Origin of the sequence: Amycolatopsis iheyensis, assembly GCF_024703995.1 — a bacterium.
Taxonomy (GTDB): Bacteria; Actinomycetota; Actinomycetes; order Mycobacteriales; family Pseudonocardiaceae; genus Amycolatopsis; species Amycolatopsis iheyensis.
In genome coordinates, this window is sequence record NZ_JAMXQV010000040.1 from 1 (window position 1) to 12,892 (window position 12,892).

The 12,892-nt window shown below is 70.8% G+C and carries 15 protein-coding genes and 1 rRNA gene; 7 read left to right on the top strand and 9 right to left on the bottom strand.

Annotated elements, in window-relative coordinates:
- The first annotated feature begins 7 nt into the window (after window positions 1-7).
- Window positions 8-124, top strand: a 5S ribosomal RNA gene (rrf, locus tag M8542_RS45430).
- 423 nt (window positions 125-547) lie between these two features.
- Here the strand turns inward: rrf and M8542_RS45435 are convergent.
- Complete coding sequence (locus M8542_RS45435) at window positions 548-1,759, bottom strand: L,D-transpeptidase (protein ID WP_257926633.1); 1,212 nt, start codon at window positions 1,757-1,759, stop codon at window positions 548-550.
- Window positions 1,760-1,863: 104 nt separating this feature from the next.
- Window positions 1,864-2,739, bottom strand: a complete 876-nt coding sequence (locus tag M8542_RS45440) for a patatin-like phospholipase family protein (protein WP_257926634.1) — start codon at window positions 2,737-2,739, stop codon at window positions 1,864-1,866.
- 70 nt (window positions 2,740-2,809) lie between these two features.
- Between M8542_RS45440 and M8542_RS45445 the strand changes: the two genes are divergently transcribed.
- The 3 genes from M8542_RS45445 (at window position 2,810) to M8542_RS45455 (ending at window position 5,156) form a co-directional block, all read left to right on the top strand.
- Complete coding sequence (locus M8542_RS45445; protein WP_257926635.1) at window positions 2,810-3,751, top strand: LysR family transcriptional regulator; 942 nt, start codon at window positions 2,810-2,812, stop codon at window positions 3,749-3,751.
- Between the two features lie 99 nt (window positions 3,752-3,850).
- The gene (locus M8542_RS45450) at window positions 3,851-4,414 is read left to right on the top strand and encodes a papain-like cysteine protease family protein (RefSeq protein ID WP_257926636.1); all 564 of its coding nucleotides are present in this window, start codon (window positions 3,851-3,853) and stop codon (window positions 4,412-4,414) included.
- A gap of 1 nt (window position 4,415) precedes the next feature.
- Window positions 4,416-5,156, top strand: a complete 741-nt coding sequence (locus tag M8542_RS45455; RefSeq protein ID WP_257926637.1) for a hypothetical protein — start codon at window positions 4,416-4,418, stop codon at window positions 5,154-5,156.
- A 136-nt stretch (window positions 5,157-5,292) separates the two neighbouring features.
- Here M8542_RS45455 and M8542_RS45460 read toward each other — a convergent pair whose 3' ends face one another.
- From M8542_RS45460 to M8542_RS45475, 4 genes are read right to left on the bottom strand one after another with little or no spacing between them, the layout of a single operon-like run.
- Window positions 5,293-5,940: a DedA family protein gene (locus tag M8542_RS45460; RefSeq protein ID WP_257926638.1), complete on the bottom strand. Its 648-nt coding sequence runs from the start codon at window positions 5,938-5,940 to the stop codon at window positions 5,293-5,295.
- A gap of 45 nt (window positions 5,941-5,985) precedes the next feature.
- A complete protein-coding gene (gene lipA / locus M8542_RS45465) occupies window positions 5,986-6,987 on the bottom strand; it encodes a lipoyl synthase (protein ID WP_257926639.1) in 1,002 nt (333 codons plus the stop codon).
- 24 nt (window positions 6,988-7,011) lie between these two features.
- Window positions 7,012-7,962, bottom strand: a complete 951-nt coding sequence (locus tag M8542_RS45470) for an oxidoreductase (RefSeq protein ID WP_257926640.1) — start codon at window positions 7,960-7,962, stop codon at window positions 7,012-7,014.
- An 18-nt stretch (window positions 7,963-7,980) separates the two neighbouring features.
- Complete coding sequence (locus M8542_RS45475; RefSeq protein ID WP_257926641.1) at window positions 7,981-8,502, bottom strand: hypothetical protein; 522 nt, start codon at window positions 8,500-8,502, stop codon at window positions 7,981-7,983.
- Between the two features lie 131 nt (window positions 8,503-8,633).
- Between M8542_RS45475 and M8542_RS45480 the strand changes: the two genes are divergently transcribed.
- Genes M8542_RS45480 through M8542_RS45490 form a run of 3 tightly spaced genes read left to right on the top strand, consistent with a single transcriptional unit; the run spans window position 8,634 to window position 10,589 of the window.
- Window positions 8,634-9,245, top strand: coding sequence for a TetR/AcrR family transcriptional regulator (locus M8542_RS45480; RefSeq protein WP_257926642.1), 612 nt, complete (start codon window positions 8,634-8,636; stop codon window positions 9,243-9,245).
- 5 nt (window positions 9,246-9,250) lie between these two features.
- Window positions 9,251-10,186 (top strand): LLM class F420-dependent oxidoreductase, encoded by a 936-nt coding sequence (locus M8542_RS45485; protein ID WP_257926643.1) that lies wholly within the window; start codon window positions 9,251-9,253, stop codon window positions 10,184-10,186.
- A 49-nt stretch (window positions 10,187-10,235) separates the two neighbouring features.
- A complete protein-coding gene (locus M8542_RS45490) occupies window positions 10,236-10,589 on the top strand; it encodes a VOC family protein (RefSeq protein ID WP_257926644.1) in 354 nt (117 codons plus the stop codon).
- Window positions 10,590-10,595: 6 nt separating this feature from the next.
- On the opposite strand, the gene lipB is transcribed toward M8542_RS45490, so the two are convergent.
- The 3 genes from lipB to M8542_RS45505 are packed head-to-tail and all read right to left on the bottom strand — an operon-like array spanning window position 10,596 to window position 12,831.
- Window positions 10,596-11,339: a lipoyl(octanoyl) transferase LipB gene (gene lipB, locus M8542_RS45495; RefSeq protein ID WP_257926645.1), complete on the bottom strand. Its 744-nt coding sequence runs from the start codon at window positions 11,337-11,339 to the stop codon at window positions 10,596-10,598.
- Window positions 11,336-11,959 (bottom strand): phosphatase PAP2 family protein, encoded by a 624-nt coding sequence (locus M8542_RS45500; RefSeq protein WP_257926646.1) that lies wholly within the window; start codon window positions 11,957-11,959, stop codon window positions 11,336-11,338. The genes lipB and M8542_RS45500 overlap by 4 nt, the downstream gene beginning before the upstream one ends.
- Window positions 11,956-12,831: a TIGR01777 family oxidoreductase gene (locus tag M8542_RS45505; protein WP_257926647.1), complete on the bottom strand. Its 876-nt coding sequence runs from the start codon at window positions 12,829-12,831 to the stop codon at window positions 11,956-11,958. Before M8542_RS45505 ends, M8542_RS45500 begins: the two co-directional genes overlap by 4 nt.
- Between the last annotated feature and the right edge of the window lie 61 nt (window positions 12,832-12,892).

The window sequence follows — 12,892 nt, forward strand, 5'->3', positions numbered from 1 at the left end:
GTAGTGTTTCGGTGGTTTTAGCGTCAGGGAAACGCCCGGTCCCATTCCGAACCCGGAAGCTAAGCCTGACAGCGCCGATGGTACTGCAACCGAAGGGTTGTGGGAGAGTAGGACACCGCCGAACTTAACGATGGGAAAGGCCCCGGTCGAGAACTTCACGGTTCTCCCGGGGCCTTTTCTCATGCCCAGCCACGCGAGCCGACCCTCCAGGCACGCGAGCCGACCCTTCAATCACGTGTGATGCCCTTCCAGTCACAGGTGATGCCCCTCTGGTCACACGTGATGCCCGCTGAATCACGGGTGGTGCCCCGCTTGCACCGGCCGGCCGTGCGGCAACGCGGCACTGGTGTGATTGAAGCCGGAACTCGCGTGATCGAAGCCCGCACTCGCGTGATTGAAGGCGGATCTCGCGTGATTGGCCGGGCATCGCGTGTGATCAGAGGGGCATCACTCGTGATTGGAGGGGCTTCGCTTGGGGTTGGAGGGGGCACGGGTATGAAAAGGGGCCAGGCGCGAAGCGCCTGGCCCCTTGGGGTACAGAGAAGGGTTACTTCAGGGCGGAGCCGGCTTGCCAGTCGGCCCAGGACTTGGACCAGTCGCCGTACAGGTCCCAGACCGGGAGCTGGGGGCCGCCCGAGTTGGTCACCTCCACGACGTCACCCAAGCCCATGTTCTGGAAGAACCACTGGGCGTTCGCGCCGTTCAGGTTGATGCACCCGTGCGACACGTTCGAGCTGCCCTGCTGCCCGACGCTGTTCGGGTTCTCGTGGACGAACTCGCCGTCGTTCGAAATGCGCTCGGAGAACTTCTCGTTCGACCGGTATGCCTTCGGGTCCGGCGGGCAGACGCCGTACGTGCAGGAGTCCATCGTGTAGTTGGCCTGCTTGTCCGAAATGACGTGCGCACCCAAATGCGTCGGGGTCGCGTCCTTGCCCATCGAGATCGGCATCGACTTCACCATCGCGCCGTTGTGGAAGATCTGCATCTGCTCGGTGTTCCCGTCCGCCTTCGCGATCCAGGAATCGTGCACCTTGTACGTTTCCGTGCGGTCTTCCGCGCCGAACACGCCACCGCCGAAGTCGACGCCGTAGATCTTGGCCGTCACCTTCAGCGTGGTGCCGGCCTTCCAGTACTCCTTCGGCCGGTAGTGGACGTTCGAGTCGTCGATCCAGTACCAGCTGCCCTCCTGCTTCGGCGTCGACTCCACCGTGAGGGCCTTCTCCACCGCCGCCTTGTTCTTGACGGCGATCTTGCCGAAGCTGAACACGATCGGCTGGCCGACGCCGACGCCCGAGCTCGCCACCGCGGACGGCGCCGGGATCAGGTTGGCGTTCGCCTGCTTCTTCGGCGCCATCGTGGAGATCTGGTTGTCCTGCTCGATCGGCTTCCCGTCGGCGCCCTGGGCGTGCGCGACGATCTTGTACGTCGAGCCGTAGCCGAGGACCTCGGTCGAGGTCCAGCTCGAGCCGTCGTCGGCCAGCTTGCCGGCGACCGTCTTCCCCTTGGCGGTGTTGGTCACCGTCACGTCGAGGAGCTTCCCGTTGGCCGCCTTGACGACGATCGGTGTCGCGGGGTTGACGCCGGTGCCGTTCGCGGGCTCGAACGTCACCGCGACCGGCGTCGCGGACGCCGACGCCGAACCGGACGTGGGCGCCCCACCGGCGGGCGAACCGCCGTCGTCACCGGACGAGCAGGCGGAAAGCAGCAGTGCTCCGGCGAGGATTCCGGCCACCGAAAGTAAAATCTTCTTGGGGAGCATATTGTCTCTTTTTGAGGAATTGGGATCGGCGGGCATTCGTCATCAAAACTACGCGATAGCGATGACGTTCTTCCCGGCGGTTCGGTGCATCGGCGTGACGCGGATCACGTGACGACGAGCCCCGGAGCCCCGTAGAGTCCCGGCCCCCGCACGGAGATCCCCTCCAGGAACTCCCGCGCGGCCGTGTACGCCTCTTCCGCCAGTGCTTCGGTGTGCCCGAAATCGAGCGGGTTCACACGCACCGGCGCCGGCCCGGGCAGGTACACCACGGGCACGGAACCGGCTGCCAGCGGCGCTTCCAGCACCGCCTGGTTCCGCATGCTGATCATCGCGGTGAACATCATCACCTCGGCGAACGTCCGCGGCGCGCCCGGCAGCTTCCCGGGGAACGCGCAGTCCAGCACCACCAGCGACTTCGCGCCCATGGTCAGCGCCTGCCGCATCGGCACGTTCGCGACGAGCCCACCGTCGTAGAGCAGCTGCCCGTCGTGCTCCACCGGCGGGAAGATCCCGGGGATCGCGCAGCTCGCCAGCAGCGGCTCGAGCAGCCGGCCGGACCGGATCAGCAACGGCTCGGCCGTCTCGACCTGCGTCGTGACGACGCCGAGCGGCAGCGCCAGCTCCTCGAACCGCGTCGAACCGCCGAGGTGGTCGGCGATGATCCCCGCCAGCCCGGAGTTGGGGAACAGGTGCGTCTTGCTCTGCGTCAGCGTCCGGACGCGGCTCAGCACGCCGCCAGGGAAGGCCTCGGCCCGCGTCATGTGCGCCCAGATGCCGCGCAGCCGCTCGAGCACGTCGTCGGGGGCGGCGGTGGCGGCCAGGACCGCCGCGTTGAGCGAGCCGACCGACGTGCCGACGACGAGGTCCGGCGCGACACCCCGCTCGGTCAGCGCGCGCAACATGCCGACCTGCATCGCGCCGAGGCTGCCGCCACCGCCGAGGACGAAGCCGACCGGCCGGGGAAGATCCGCGAGACTCATACCGCCGAATGTAGTAAGCCCGACTTTCGCAGGTCGTGCCGGCCGTGAAGCCGGCGTTAACCTGCTGGGCGTGGCCGAGCTGGAGCTGCGCCATCTCAGGGCCGTCCGCGCCGTCGCGGACGGCGGCAGCGTGAGCCGCGCGGCCACCGTCCTCGGCGTCAGCCAGCCCGCGCTCACCGCGCAGCTCAAGCGCATCGAGCGGATCCTCGGCGGCGAGCTGTTCGTCCGCGGCCCCAGCGGCGTCCGCCCGACCGAGCTCGGCCGGTTCGTGCTCGCCCGCGCCGACGCGCTGCTGTCGGACATGCAGGCCCTCGTCGCCTCCGCCCGGCGGCACGGCGAGAGCGGGCCCGAGTCGCTGCGGATCGGGTACGTGCCGCTGCTCATCATCGGCCGCTTCATCGAGGAGCTGGGGGAGCGCGACCTCGACGTCCAGACCTACGCCGAGCCCGCGTCGCTGATGCTGCTCAAGCTGCTGTCCACCGGCCGCGTCGACGTCGCGCTGCTCGAACGCTTCGACGGCACCGAAACGCACCACTTCACCGGGCTGGCCGTGCGGACGCTCGCCACCGAACCCATCTTCGTCGGCATCGCCGAGGGGCACCCGGCGATCCGCGACGGCGTCGTCGACCTGGCGGACCTGGCCGGCTGCGACTGGATTCTCCCGCCACCACACGAAAACTGCGTGCGCGTGCGGTTCCTGCAGGCCTGCGCGGCCGCCGGGTTCACGCCGCGCGTGCGGCACTTCACGTCCGAGGCCGGCACCGCGGGGACGCTCATCGCCCAGGGCGCGGTCTGCCTCGCGCAGGCGGCTTCCGCGCCGCCGCCGGGTCTCGTCGCGCTGCCCCTGGCCGGCGACCCGCTGTGGACGACGTTGCTGTTCGCGACCCGCGAGGACGACGCCCGCACGTCGACGACGGACGAGGTGTTCCGGTGCGCGGAAGTCGCCTACACGGCGTCGCGGCAACGGAATCCGCACTTCGCGCGCTGGTGCGGGCTCACGCCCGCTCGATAGGCGGCATAACGCCGGTGTTATCCCCGCTGGGATTACTGCCCGGCGCGGCAACGGGAGAAGCTCACGAAGTCCCCACCTGTTGCCGACAAGGAGCAACGAATGCACCTCAGACGAGCAATGGCGCTCGGCGCGCTGTGCGTGGGCCTCACCGGCCTGCTCTCCCCGCCCGCGAGTGCGACGACCGAGGCGACCACGCTGTCGATCAGCCAGCTGGTCCAGGAGCAGAACCAGTGGTGCTGGGCCGCGAGCGGCCTGACCATCGCCCGGTTCCTCGGCTACGGAACGAACGTCAGCCAGAACACCTTCTGCGACTACTCGCGCGGCTACCCGGCCGGTTCGCAGTGCCCCAACCAGGCCGGCGAGCTGACCTACGTCCAGCGCGGCTACCAGGCGCTGGGGCTGCGGCCCGGCACGGTGACCGGCGCGCTGAGCCTGGCGTCGGTGCAGAGCGAGATCGGCGCGCGGCGCCCGATCGAGACCGGCATCTACTGGACGGCCGGCGGCGGGCACGCCCAGGTCATCTACGGCTACGACGCCAGCGGGCTGATCTACTACGGCGACCCGTGGCCGACCAGCCAGCGCTACAGCGCGATGGCGCACTCGAGCTATGTCCGCAATGGACAGTTCCAGTGGGCGCAGTCCCTCTACCGGATCGGGGCGTGAGATGAACCTCTTCCGTGGACTCGTGGTCCTGGTCGCGGGTGCGGCCCTCGTGCTCGGCTTCGGCGAGACGGCTTCCGCCGCGTCCCCCGACGACGTCGTGGCCGCGGTGAAGTCGGCCGACAAGCAGCTTTCGGCGTTCTACGGCCAGCTCGACCGGCGGGCCGGCGTCGCGCGTCTGGACGCCGTGCAGGCGCCGCGCGTGGACGGCGCGCCGGCTCAGGTGTTCTCGCTCGATCCCGCGTTCGTGGCCGGGACGCCGGGCGCGGCGCCGGCGTCGTTCGCCTACTACGCGGTGCGCACGACGGCGTCGACCGGCCGCCAGGCGACCGTGTGGGTGACCCGTGCGGCCGACGGCTGGGAAGCGACCAACTTCACCACCGGCACCGAGGAGCTGACGTACCCGGCGCAGGCCGGCAGCGACCTGGTGTTCACCGAGCCGCAGGTCAACGCGTGGTACCGGGTGCGCGACGGCCGCGTGCTGGCGTTGAACGACCCGGCCCGGCAGCGCGTCGGCGACGGCGTGACGCTGGCGGCGTACCAGCAGCTGGTGCACCGGCTGTACGGCGACAAGCTGCCCGGCTCGGCGTACCGCGCGCAGGGCAAGCTCGGTGGTTACGACCTCGCCGCGGCGCCGGCTCCGGCGCCGGGCACCGGATCCTGGCCGTTCGTCGCCGGTGGGGCGCTGTTGGCGCTCGGCTTGATCGGCTGGGCCACCGGCAAGGCGGCGCGCGCCCGCCGCTGACGCCGGGGGGTGCGGTCCGGGAGACCGGGCCGCACCCCGGGTTTCAAGCGCCCCAATGTGGCGTTCGGTGCGTCCAACGCACCGAACGCCACATTGGGTGCGTTGGACGCACCCAATGCCACATTGGGGCGCTTTGTCAGGGGACGCGCTCGGGCTCGGGCTCCGGGGGAGTGAGGGTCTTGCGCTTCTTCAGGCGGAGCAGGAAGAAGACTCCGGCCGCGGCCAGGATCGCGACCACGATCAGGCCGCCCGTGTTCAACGCGCCTTCGATGCGCTTCGCGGCCTCGCCCAGGGCCGCGCCGATGCTGATGTGGACCAGGGACCAGCAGAACGCGCCCGCCGCGGCCGCCGGGAGGAACTTGCGGAACGGCAGGCCCGACGTGCCCGCCGCGGCCGGGGTCAGGGTGCGGATCACCGGGAGGAAGCGGGCGAAGAACACCGCCCACGCGCCGCGGCGTTCCAGGACCGACGTCGCCTTGTCCCACGCCTCGAGGCCGTACTTGCGGATCAGCTTCGTCTCGCGCAGGCGGGGTCCGAAGCGGCGGCCGATCACGTAGCCGAGGGCGTCGCCCGCGGTGGCGCAGACCGTGACCACCAGCCACAGGACCACGAACCGCGCGACGGTGTTCGCGGTCGTCGCGGCGATCAGCAGGCCGGATTCGCCCGGGGCGAGGAACCCGAGCCCGATCGTGCACTCGGCGAACACCAGGCCGCCGGTGGCCGCGACGAGCCCCGGTTCCGGGAGTCCTTGCAACCAGCTGAGGAGGTCCGAAACCAGGGCCATGCCCGCCACTTTACCGATCCTTTAAGGACCGTGGGGTGACGTGCGTCACCGCGCCAGCAGCGACGCGGCTTCCTGCGCGGCGGGGCCTTCGGCGGCGAGGTGGGCCAGGTTCTCCGGCAGGTCCTCGCCGCGGTGGGCCTTCGTCTGGGCATAGAGGCGTCCGGCGCGGTACGACGACCGCACCAGCGGTCCGGCCATCACGCCGGCGAAGCCCATCGCTTCCGCCGCGTGAGAGTGCTCGACGAACTCCTCCGGCTTCACCCACCGGTCCACCGGGTGGTGCCGCGGGGAGGGGCGCAGGTACTGGGTGATCGTCAGGATCTCGCAACCCGCGTCGACCAGGTCCTGCATCGCCGGCGCGACCTCGTCGGGCGTCTCGCCCATGCCGAGGATCAGGTTCGACTTCGTCACCAGACCGGCTTCGCGCGCGGCGGTGATGACTTCCAGGGACCGGGCGTACCGGAAACCGGGCCGGATCCGCTTGAAGATGCGCGGCACCGTCTCCACGTTGTGGGCCAGCACCTCGGGCCGCGACCCGAACACCTCGGCCAGCTGCGCAGGGTCGGCGTTGAAGTCCGGGATCAGCAACTCCACACCCGTACCCGGATTCAAAGCATGAATCTGACGCACGGTCTCCGCGTACAGCCAAGCGCCACCATCGGGAAGATCATCCCGAGCCACACCAGTCACAGTGGAGTACCGCAAGCCCATCGCCTGCACCGACTCCGCAACCTTCCGCGGCTCGGTGCGATCGAGAGCAGCGGGCTTACCGGTGTCGATCTGACAGAAGTCACATCGGCGGGTGCATTGGTCACCGCCGATGAGGAACGTGGCCTCACGGTCTTCCCAGCACTCGTAGATGTTGGGACAACCGGCCTCTTCGCACACCGTGTGCAGACCCTCGCGACGCACGAGACCCTTGAGTTCGGTGAACTCCGGCCCCATCCGCACCCGCGTCTTGATCCACGGCGGCTTCTTCTCGATCGGCGTCTCACTGTTGCGGACTTCCAGACGCAGCAGCTTCCGGCCTTCAGGCGCAGCACTCACGCCTCAACCGTACGCCCGTCCGGGCTACGCGGGATCGGGGGTGATCCCCGTCAACTCGGCCGTGAGCTCCCACAACGCGGACCCCAGCTGCTCGATCCGCGCGGTGGCGAGCGTGGGCACTCGCACGGGGTAGCCGCGGAGGTTGCCGAGGCCGCGCGGAGCGAAATACGAACCCCCGGAGACGCCGTCCGCGGTGGCCGCGTAGAGCTGGGGGAGCGCGCCGAGGCGGGGGCCCTGGGCGAACAGGACCTCGCCGATGCGGTGGCCGCCGGCGATGACCGAGCGGACCACCGGGTTCGAATACGACCGGGCCATGCCGCTGCCGAGGCCGGTCGCGGTGTAGCCGGGGTGGGCGGCGACGCTGAGGATCTCCGAGCCGGCCGCACGCAGCCGGCGGTCCAGTTCGACGGCGAAGACCTGGTCGGCGAGCTTCGACTGCCCGTACGCCGCGCCCGGGTTGTAGCGGCGGTGCTCGTAGTTCGGGTCGTCGAGGTGGATGCGGGCGCCGGTGGCGGCCAGGCTCGACAGCGTGACGACCCGCGCGTGGGCACCGCCGCGCAGGGCCGGCATCAGCAGCCAGGTCAGCGCCGCGTGGCCGAGGTAGTTCGTGCCGAACTGCAGCTCGAAGCCGTCGGCCGTGCGGCCGCGGGCGGTCGCCATCACGCCGGCGTTGTTGACCAGGACGTCGAGGGTGTCGCCGGAGCGTTCCCGGGCCGACGCGGCGGCCGCGCGCACCGAGGCGAGCTCGCTCAGGTCCAGTGGGATGAGCTCGGGCTCGGCGCCCGCGGCGGCCGCTTTGACGACGTCGAGTGCCTTCGCCCCGCGTTCGGCGGAGCGGCAGGCGAGGAACACGCGGGCCCCCTTGGCCGCGAGCACCTCGGCGGTGCGCAGGCCGAGCCCCGAGTTCGCCCCGGTGACCAGCGCGGTGCGGCCGGTCTGGTCGGGGATGTCGGCGTCGGTCCAGCGCTCCGTCATGCGCTTACTTAACCCCGTTTACGCGCTGGGCGCGAGCAGGCGCCGCAGGTGTCCCATGACGGGACGGCGGCGGGCGGGCTGCGCGTGGCTCGTGCGCAGCAGCGCCTCGAGTGCGTGACCCACCTTGACGATCTCCTCGGCGGGCTCACGCGGGTCGGCCAGCCCGGCCGTGACGGCGAGCATGCGCAGCTCGCCCTCGTGCATCGTGCGCAGCGACGCGTGCCGCTCGTACGCGCCGTCGAGCACCGCGCGCAGCGTCTCGTGCTCTTCGACGGCCGAACGCCACGCGCGGGCGACGGCGTCGACGTGGTCGCCGAGGCCGTCGGCGTCGTCCGGGTCGGTGACCTCGGCGCGCAGGCGGCCGCTCAACGAGCGCGTCCACTGGTACTGCAGGGCGGTCAGGATGTTCTCTTCGGTCCCGAAGTGCGCTTCGGCGCCCGGGACCTCGGCCAGCGGCAGCGGCGCGGCCGGGTTCCGGCCCGCCAGGCGCACCGCGGCTTCGAGGATTTCCTGACGTCGGTAGAAGTCTGTCCAGCTCATCGTGTGGCTCCCCTTCCGTGGCCCGGGTCATACCGCGGGTCTGCGGCATACTCCCGGTACGGACCTGACACGGCGAACATACCATGAGTATGGAGAGATCCTCCGGGCGTAAAGTTGTGAAGGTGGCGACAATGAGGTCCAGACGACTCGACTACTCCGAGTCGACGCGGTCGGCGTTGGTCGACAGCGCGGTGGAACTGTTCACCAAACGCGGTTACGCGGGTACCTCGCTCGACGAGATCGCCAAACGCGCCCGCGTCACCAAGGGTGCGCTCTACCACCACTTCAGCGGCAAGCAGGCGTTGTTCGAGGCCGCGTTCGACCAGGTCGAGAGCCTGGTCTACGACCGGCTCGACAAGATCATGCACGGTGAGGGCACGCCGTGGGAGCGCGCGCTCGGCGGGCTCAACGCGTTCATCAAGGCCTGCCTGGACCCGTCCTACCAGCGCATCGCCATCCACGAAGCGCCGGTCGTGATGGGCTGGGAACGCTGGCGCGAAGCCGAGGAGCGGTGCAGCTTCGGGCTGGTGCGCACCGGCCTGCAGTCGCTGATCGACGCCGGTGAGGTCGAGCCGGTGCCGGTCGAGGTCACCGCGCGGCTGCTGTTCGGCGCGCTGTCCAGCGCGGCGACCGAAATCGCCAGCTCACCCGATCCGAAGAAGGTCGGCGCCGAGATCGAGGACGTCATCGTCCGCATGCTGGTACGGCTGCGGCGCACCGAACCGGACGTCTCTATAGGCTGACTTTCGTGGACTTGAGGATCTTCACCGAGCCCCAGCAAGGGGCCAGCTACGACGACCTGCTGCGCGTGGCCAAGGCGACCGAAGACGCCGGATACGACGCCTTCTTCCGCAGCGACCACTACCTGAAGATGGGCTCGGCCGACGGCCTGCCCGGCCCGACCGACGCGTGGATCACCCTCGCCGGCCTGGCCAGGGAGACCAGCCGGATCCGGCTCGGCACGCTCGTCACCGCGGCGACGTTCCGACACCCGGGCCCGCTGGCCATCTCGGTCGCCCAGGTCGACCAGATGTCCGGCGGCCGGGTCGAGTTCGGCCTCGGCTCCGGCTGGTACGACGCCGAGCACGAGGCGTACGGCCTGACGCTGCCGCCGCTGAAGGAGCGCTTCGACCGCTACGCTGAGCAGCTCGAGATCGTCACCGGCCTGTGGAAGACGCCGGTGGGTTCGACCTACTCCTTCAAGGGCGAGTACTACACGCTGTCGGAGTCGCCGGCCCTGCCGAAGCCGGCGCAGTCCCCGGCGCCGCCGGTGATCGTCGGCGGCCAGGGCAAGAAGCGCACCCCGGCACTGGCCGCGCGGTTCGCCGACGAGTTCAACCTGCCGTTCGTGGACGCCGAGAGCGCGGCCGCGCAGTTCGCCCGCGTCGACGCCGCCGCGCGGGAGATCGGCCGCGACCCCAAGGAGATCCTGCGGTCGGTCGCGCTGGTCATCGGTGTCGGCCGCGACGACGCCGAGGTGGCGACGCGGGCCGCGGCGATCGGCCGGGACGTCACGGAACTGAAGGCCGGTGGCCTGGCCGGCACGCCCGCCGAGGTCGTCGACCGGATCGGGCAGTGGCGGGAGAAGACCGGGATCACCCGCGTCTACCTGCAGCTGCTGGACCTGGCGGACCTGGACCAGGTCGAGCTGATCGCGGCCGAGGTCGCGCCGCAGCTGGACTGACCGGCGCGGGGCAGCGGGTCCGCCCGCTGCCCCGTGGCAGGATCGCCCCATGGAACGCGTGCTCGGCATCGGTGGTTACTTCCTCCGCGCGGCGGACCCGGCGGCGCTCGGCGCCTGGTACCGGGACTGCCTGGGCCTCGACCCCAGCGCGAACGACGTCTGGCAGCAGGAAGCCGGGCCGACCGTCTTCGCGCCGTTCGAGGCCGACACCGACTACTTCGGCGCCCGGACCCAGCAGACCATGCTCAACTTCCGGGTCCGCGACCTCGACGCCATGCTCGCGCAGCTGCGCGAGCAAGGCGCCGACGTGGCCGACGACGTCCAGGAGATGGCCGGCATCGGCCGCTTCGGCTGGGTCACCGATCCGGAGGGCAACCGGATCGAGCTCTGGCAGGCCGGCTAGGTCCGGCTAGTTCTGCAGGGCGAAGGTGACGCCCGCGGCCTTCGGGGCCTCGGGGCGCGGCAGCCAGCGGTCCTCGCTCACCGGCAGCTCGCCTTCCAGCGCGGCCAGGACGGCGTCGCGCGCCAGCGGCAGCACTGCTTCGACGCCGACGTCGCGCTGCAGCTCGTAGGACAGCGACGTCACACCGGCGTCGCGGATGCCGCACGGGACGATGTTGTCGAACGCCCCGAGGTCGGCGTTGCAGTTGAGCTCGAAGCCGTGCATCGTGACGCCGCGCTGGACGCGGATGCCGATCGCGGCGATCTTGCGCTCGATGCCGCGGTCGTCGGCGGGGATCCAGACGCCGCTGCGGCCCTCGACGCGGCCGCTGTGCACGCCCAGCTGGTCGCACACGTAGATCAGCGCCTCTTCCAGCCGCCGCACGTAGTGCACGACGTCGATCGGGTCGCCGAGCTTGATGATCGGGTACCCGACCAGCTGGCCGGGGCCGTGCCAGGTGATCTTGCCGCCGCGGTCGACGTCGATCACCGGCGTGCCGTCGGTGGGGCGGTCGGCTTCCTCGGTGCGCTTGCCCGCGGTGTACACCGACGGGTGCTGCAGCAGGAGCATCGTGTCCGGCCCGGCGCCGTCGGCCCGCGCGGTGAGGGTGCTCCGCTGGAGCTCCCAGGCCTCGGTGTAGTCGATCGTGCCGAGCTCCCGGACGTCGACGGGGTCGGTGCTGGCGCGGCAGGAAGTGCGGGAAGAACTCACTCGTCGAGGCTACGCCCGTCACCCGGGGGAAGCAGCCGCAAGGCGCAGGCTGAGAGCAGCCCGACACCGGTCACGGCCAGCACTGCGCCGATCGTGTCGGTGACCCAGTGCACGCCGAGCACGACCCGGCACGCGGCGCACAGCACGGTGGCCACGACGACCGCCACCGCGACGCGCTTCACCAGCCGCGGCCACAGCCACGCACACAGCAGGAGCAGCACGAACCCGGTGCTCGCCACTGACACGACGTGCCCGCTCGGGTAGCTCAGGTCGGGGTAGTCGCGCGGCCGTTCACGCAGGAAGACCGGCTTGAACACCAGGCTGGTGAGCCGGCACAGCACCAGCACGACCGCGAGCCGCACGCACAGGCCGAGGTGTGCGCGGCGGCGCAGCGCCAAGGCGAGCAACGCCGCGCCGAGGACGTAGGGGAGCACCGGGCCGAGGACGTCGCTGCCGGCCTGCGCCACCCGGCCGAGTGGTTCCGCGTACACGCCGTGCAGCGCGTTCGCGACTCCGACGTCGAGGGCCAGCGGCTGCCGCGCCACGCTCAGCCCGAGCACGACGAACGCGGCGGTCAGCGCCACGCCGACGACGAGCCAGCGCTGCAGCGGAACGCTCATGCCGCGGCGAGCGCGCTGTTCAGCGTCCGGTGCCGGAACTCGTAGCCGGAGCGCTGCAGCGCGGCGGGGACGGCCCGCTGCCCGAACAACGCCATCTCCTCGCCGGCCTGGCCGAGCACGGTCTTGAGCGCGATGCCGGGCACCCACCACGGCGCCGGCCGGTGCAACGCGCGCCCGACCGCGCGGGTGAACTCGGCGTTGGTCACCGGGGCCGGGCCGCTCAGGTTCACCGGGCCGGACAGGTCGTCGTGGGTGAGCACGTGGACGATCGCGCCGACCTCGTCTTCGAGGGCGATCCACGGCATGAACTGGCGCCCGTCGCCGAGCTTTCCGCCCAGGGCCAGCTGGAAGAGCGGGCGCAGCGTCTTGTAGAGACCGCCCTTCGTGGACAGCACCAGCCCGGTCCGGATGTTCACGACGCGCGCGTCACCCGCGCCCACCGTCGCCGCCTCCCAGGCTTCGCAGAGCTCGGCCAGGAACCCGGCGCCACGCGGCCCGGACTCGTCCACAGTGGACTCGTGCGTGTGGCCGTAGTACCCGACGGCGGAGGCGTTGACCAGGACGCCGACACCGTGTTCGGCGACGGCTTCGGCGAGCACCTCGGTGGGTTCGACCCGGCTGTCGGTGAGCTCCTGCTTGCGCATCGCGCTCCACCGACCGGGGAACAGCGGCTTCCCGCCCAGGTTCACGACGGCGTCCACGCCGTCGAAGGCGCCGTCGGTGATCGTGCCCGACGGTGGGTCCCAGCGGAACTCGGTGGTGGCGCGGGCTTCCCGGCGCACCAGGGTGCGGACTTCGTGCCCTTCGCGTCGCAGCGCCTCGCCCAGCGCCGACCCGATCAAGCCGCTCGCTCCGGCGATCAGTACTCGCATACCTCGATCGTTGCGCATCCGCTGCGTGCCCGCACGCCCGGCCCGGGAACGGCGAAGGCCG

Bases quoted from the DNA above. Each gene is read 5' to 3' on its own strand.
- M8542_RS45490 (WP_257926644.1), top strand. From the start codon at position 10,236: ATGGAACGCGTGCTCGGCATCGGTGGTTACTTCCTCCGCGCGGCGGAC.
- M8542_RS45470 (WP_257926640.1), bottom strand. From the start codon at position 7,962: ATGACGGAGCGCTGGACCGACGCCGACATCCCCGACCAGACCGGCCGC.
- M8542_RS45505 (WP_257926647.1), bottom strand. From the start codon at position 12,831: ATGCGAGTACTGATCGCCGGAGCGAGCGGCTTGATCGGGTCGGCGCTG.
- M8542_RS45500 (WP_257926646.1), bottom strand. From the start codon at position 11,959: ATGAGCGTTCCGCTGCAGCGCTGGCTCGTCGTCGGCGTGGCGCTGACC.
- M8542_RS45460 (WP_257926638.1), bottom strand. From the start codon at position 5,940: ATGGCCCTGGTTTCGGACCTCCTCAGCTGGTTGCAAGGACTCCCGGAA.
- M8542_RS45435 (WP_257926633.1), bottom strand. From the start codon at position 1,759: ATGCTCCCCAAGAAGATTTTACTTTCGGTGGCCGGAATCCTCGCCGGA.
- M8542_RS45480 (WP_257926642.1), top strand. From the start codon at position 8,634: ATGAGGTCCAGACGACTCGACTACTCCGAGTCGACGCGGTCGGCGTTG.
- M8542_RS45440 (WP_257926634.1), bottom strand. From the start codon at position 2,739: ATGAGTCTCGCGGATCTTCCCCGGCCGGTCGGCTTCGTCCTCGGCGGT.
- M8542_RS45455 (WP_257926637.1), top strand. From the start codon at position 4,416: ATGAACCTCTTCCGTGGACTCGTGGTCCTGGTCGCGGGTGCGGCCCTC.
- M8542_RS45450 (WP_257926636.1), top strand. From the start codon at position 3,851: ATGCACCTCAGACGAGCAATGGCGCTCGGCGCGCTGTGCGTGGGCCTC.
- M8542_RS45475 (WP_257926641.1), bottom strand. From the start codon at position 8,502: ATGAGCTGGACAGACTTCTACCGACGTCAGGAAATCCTCGAAGCCGCG.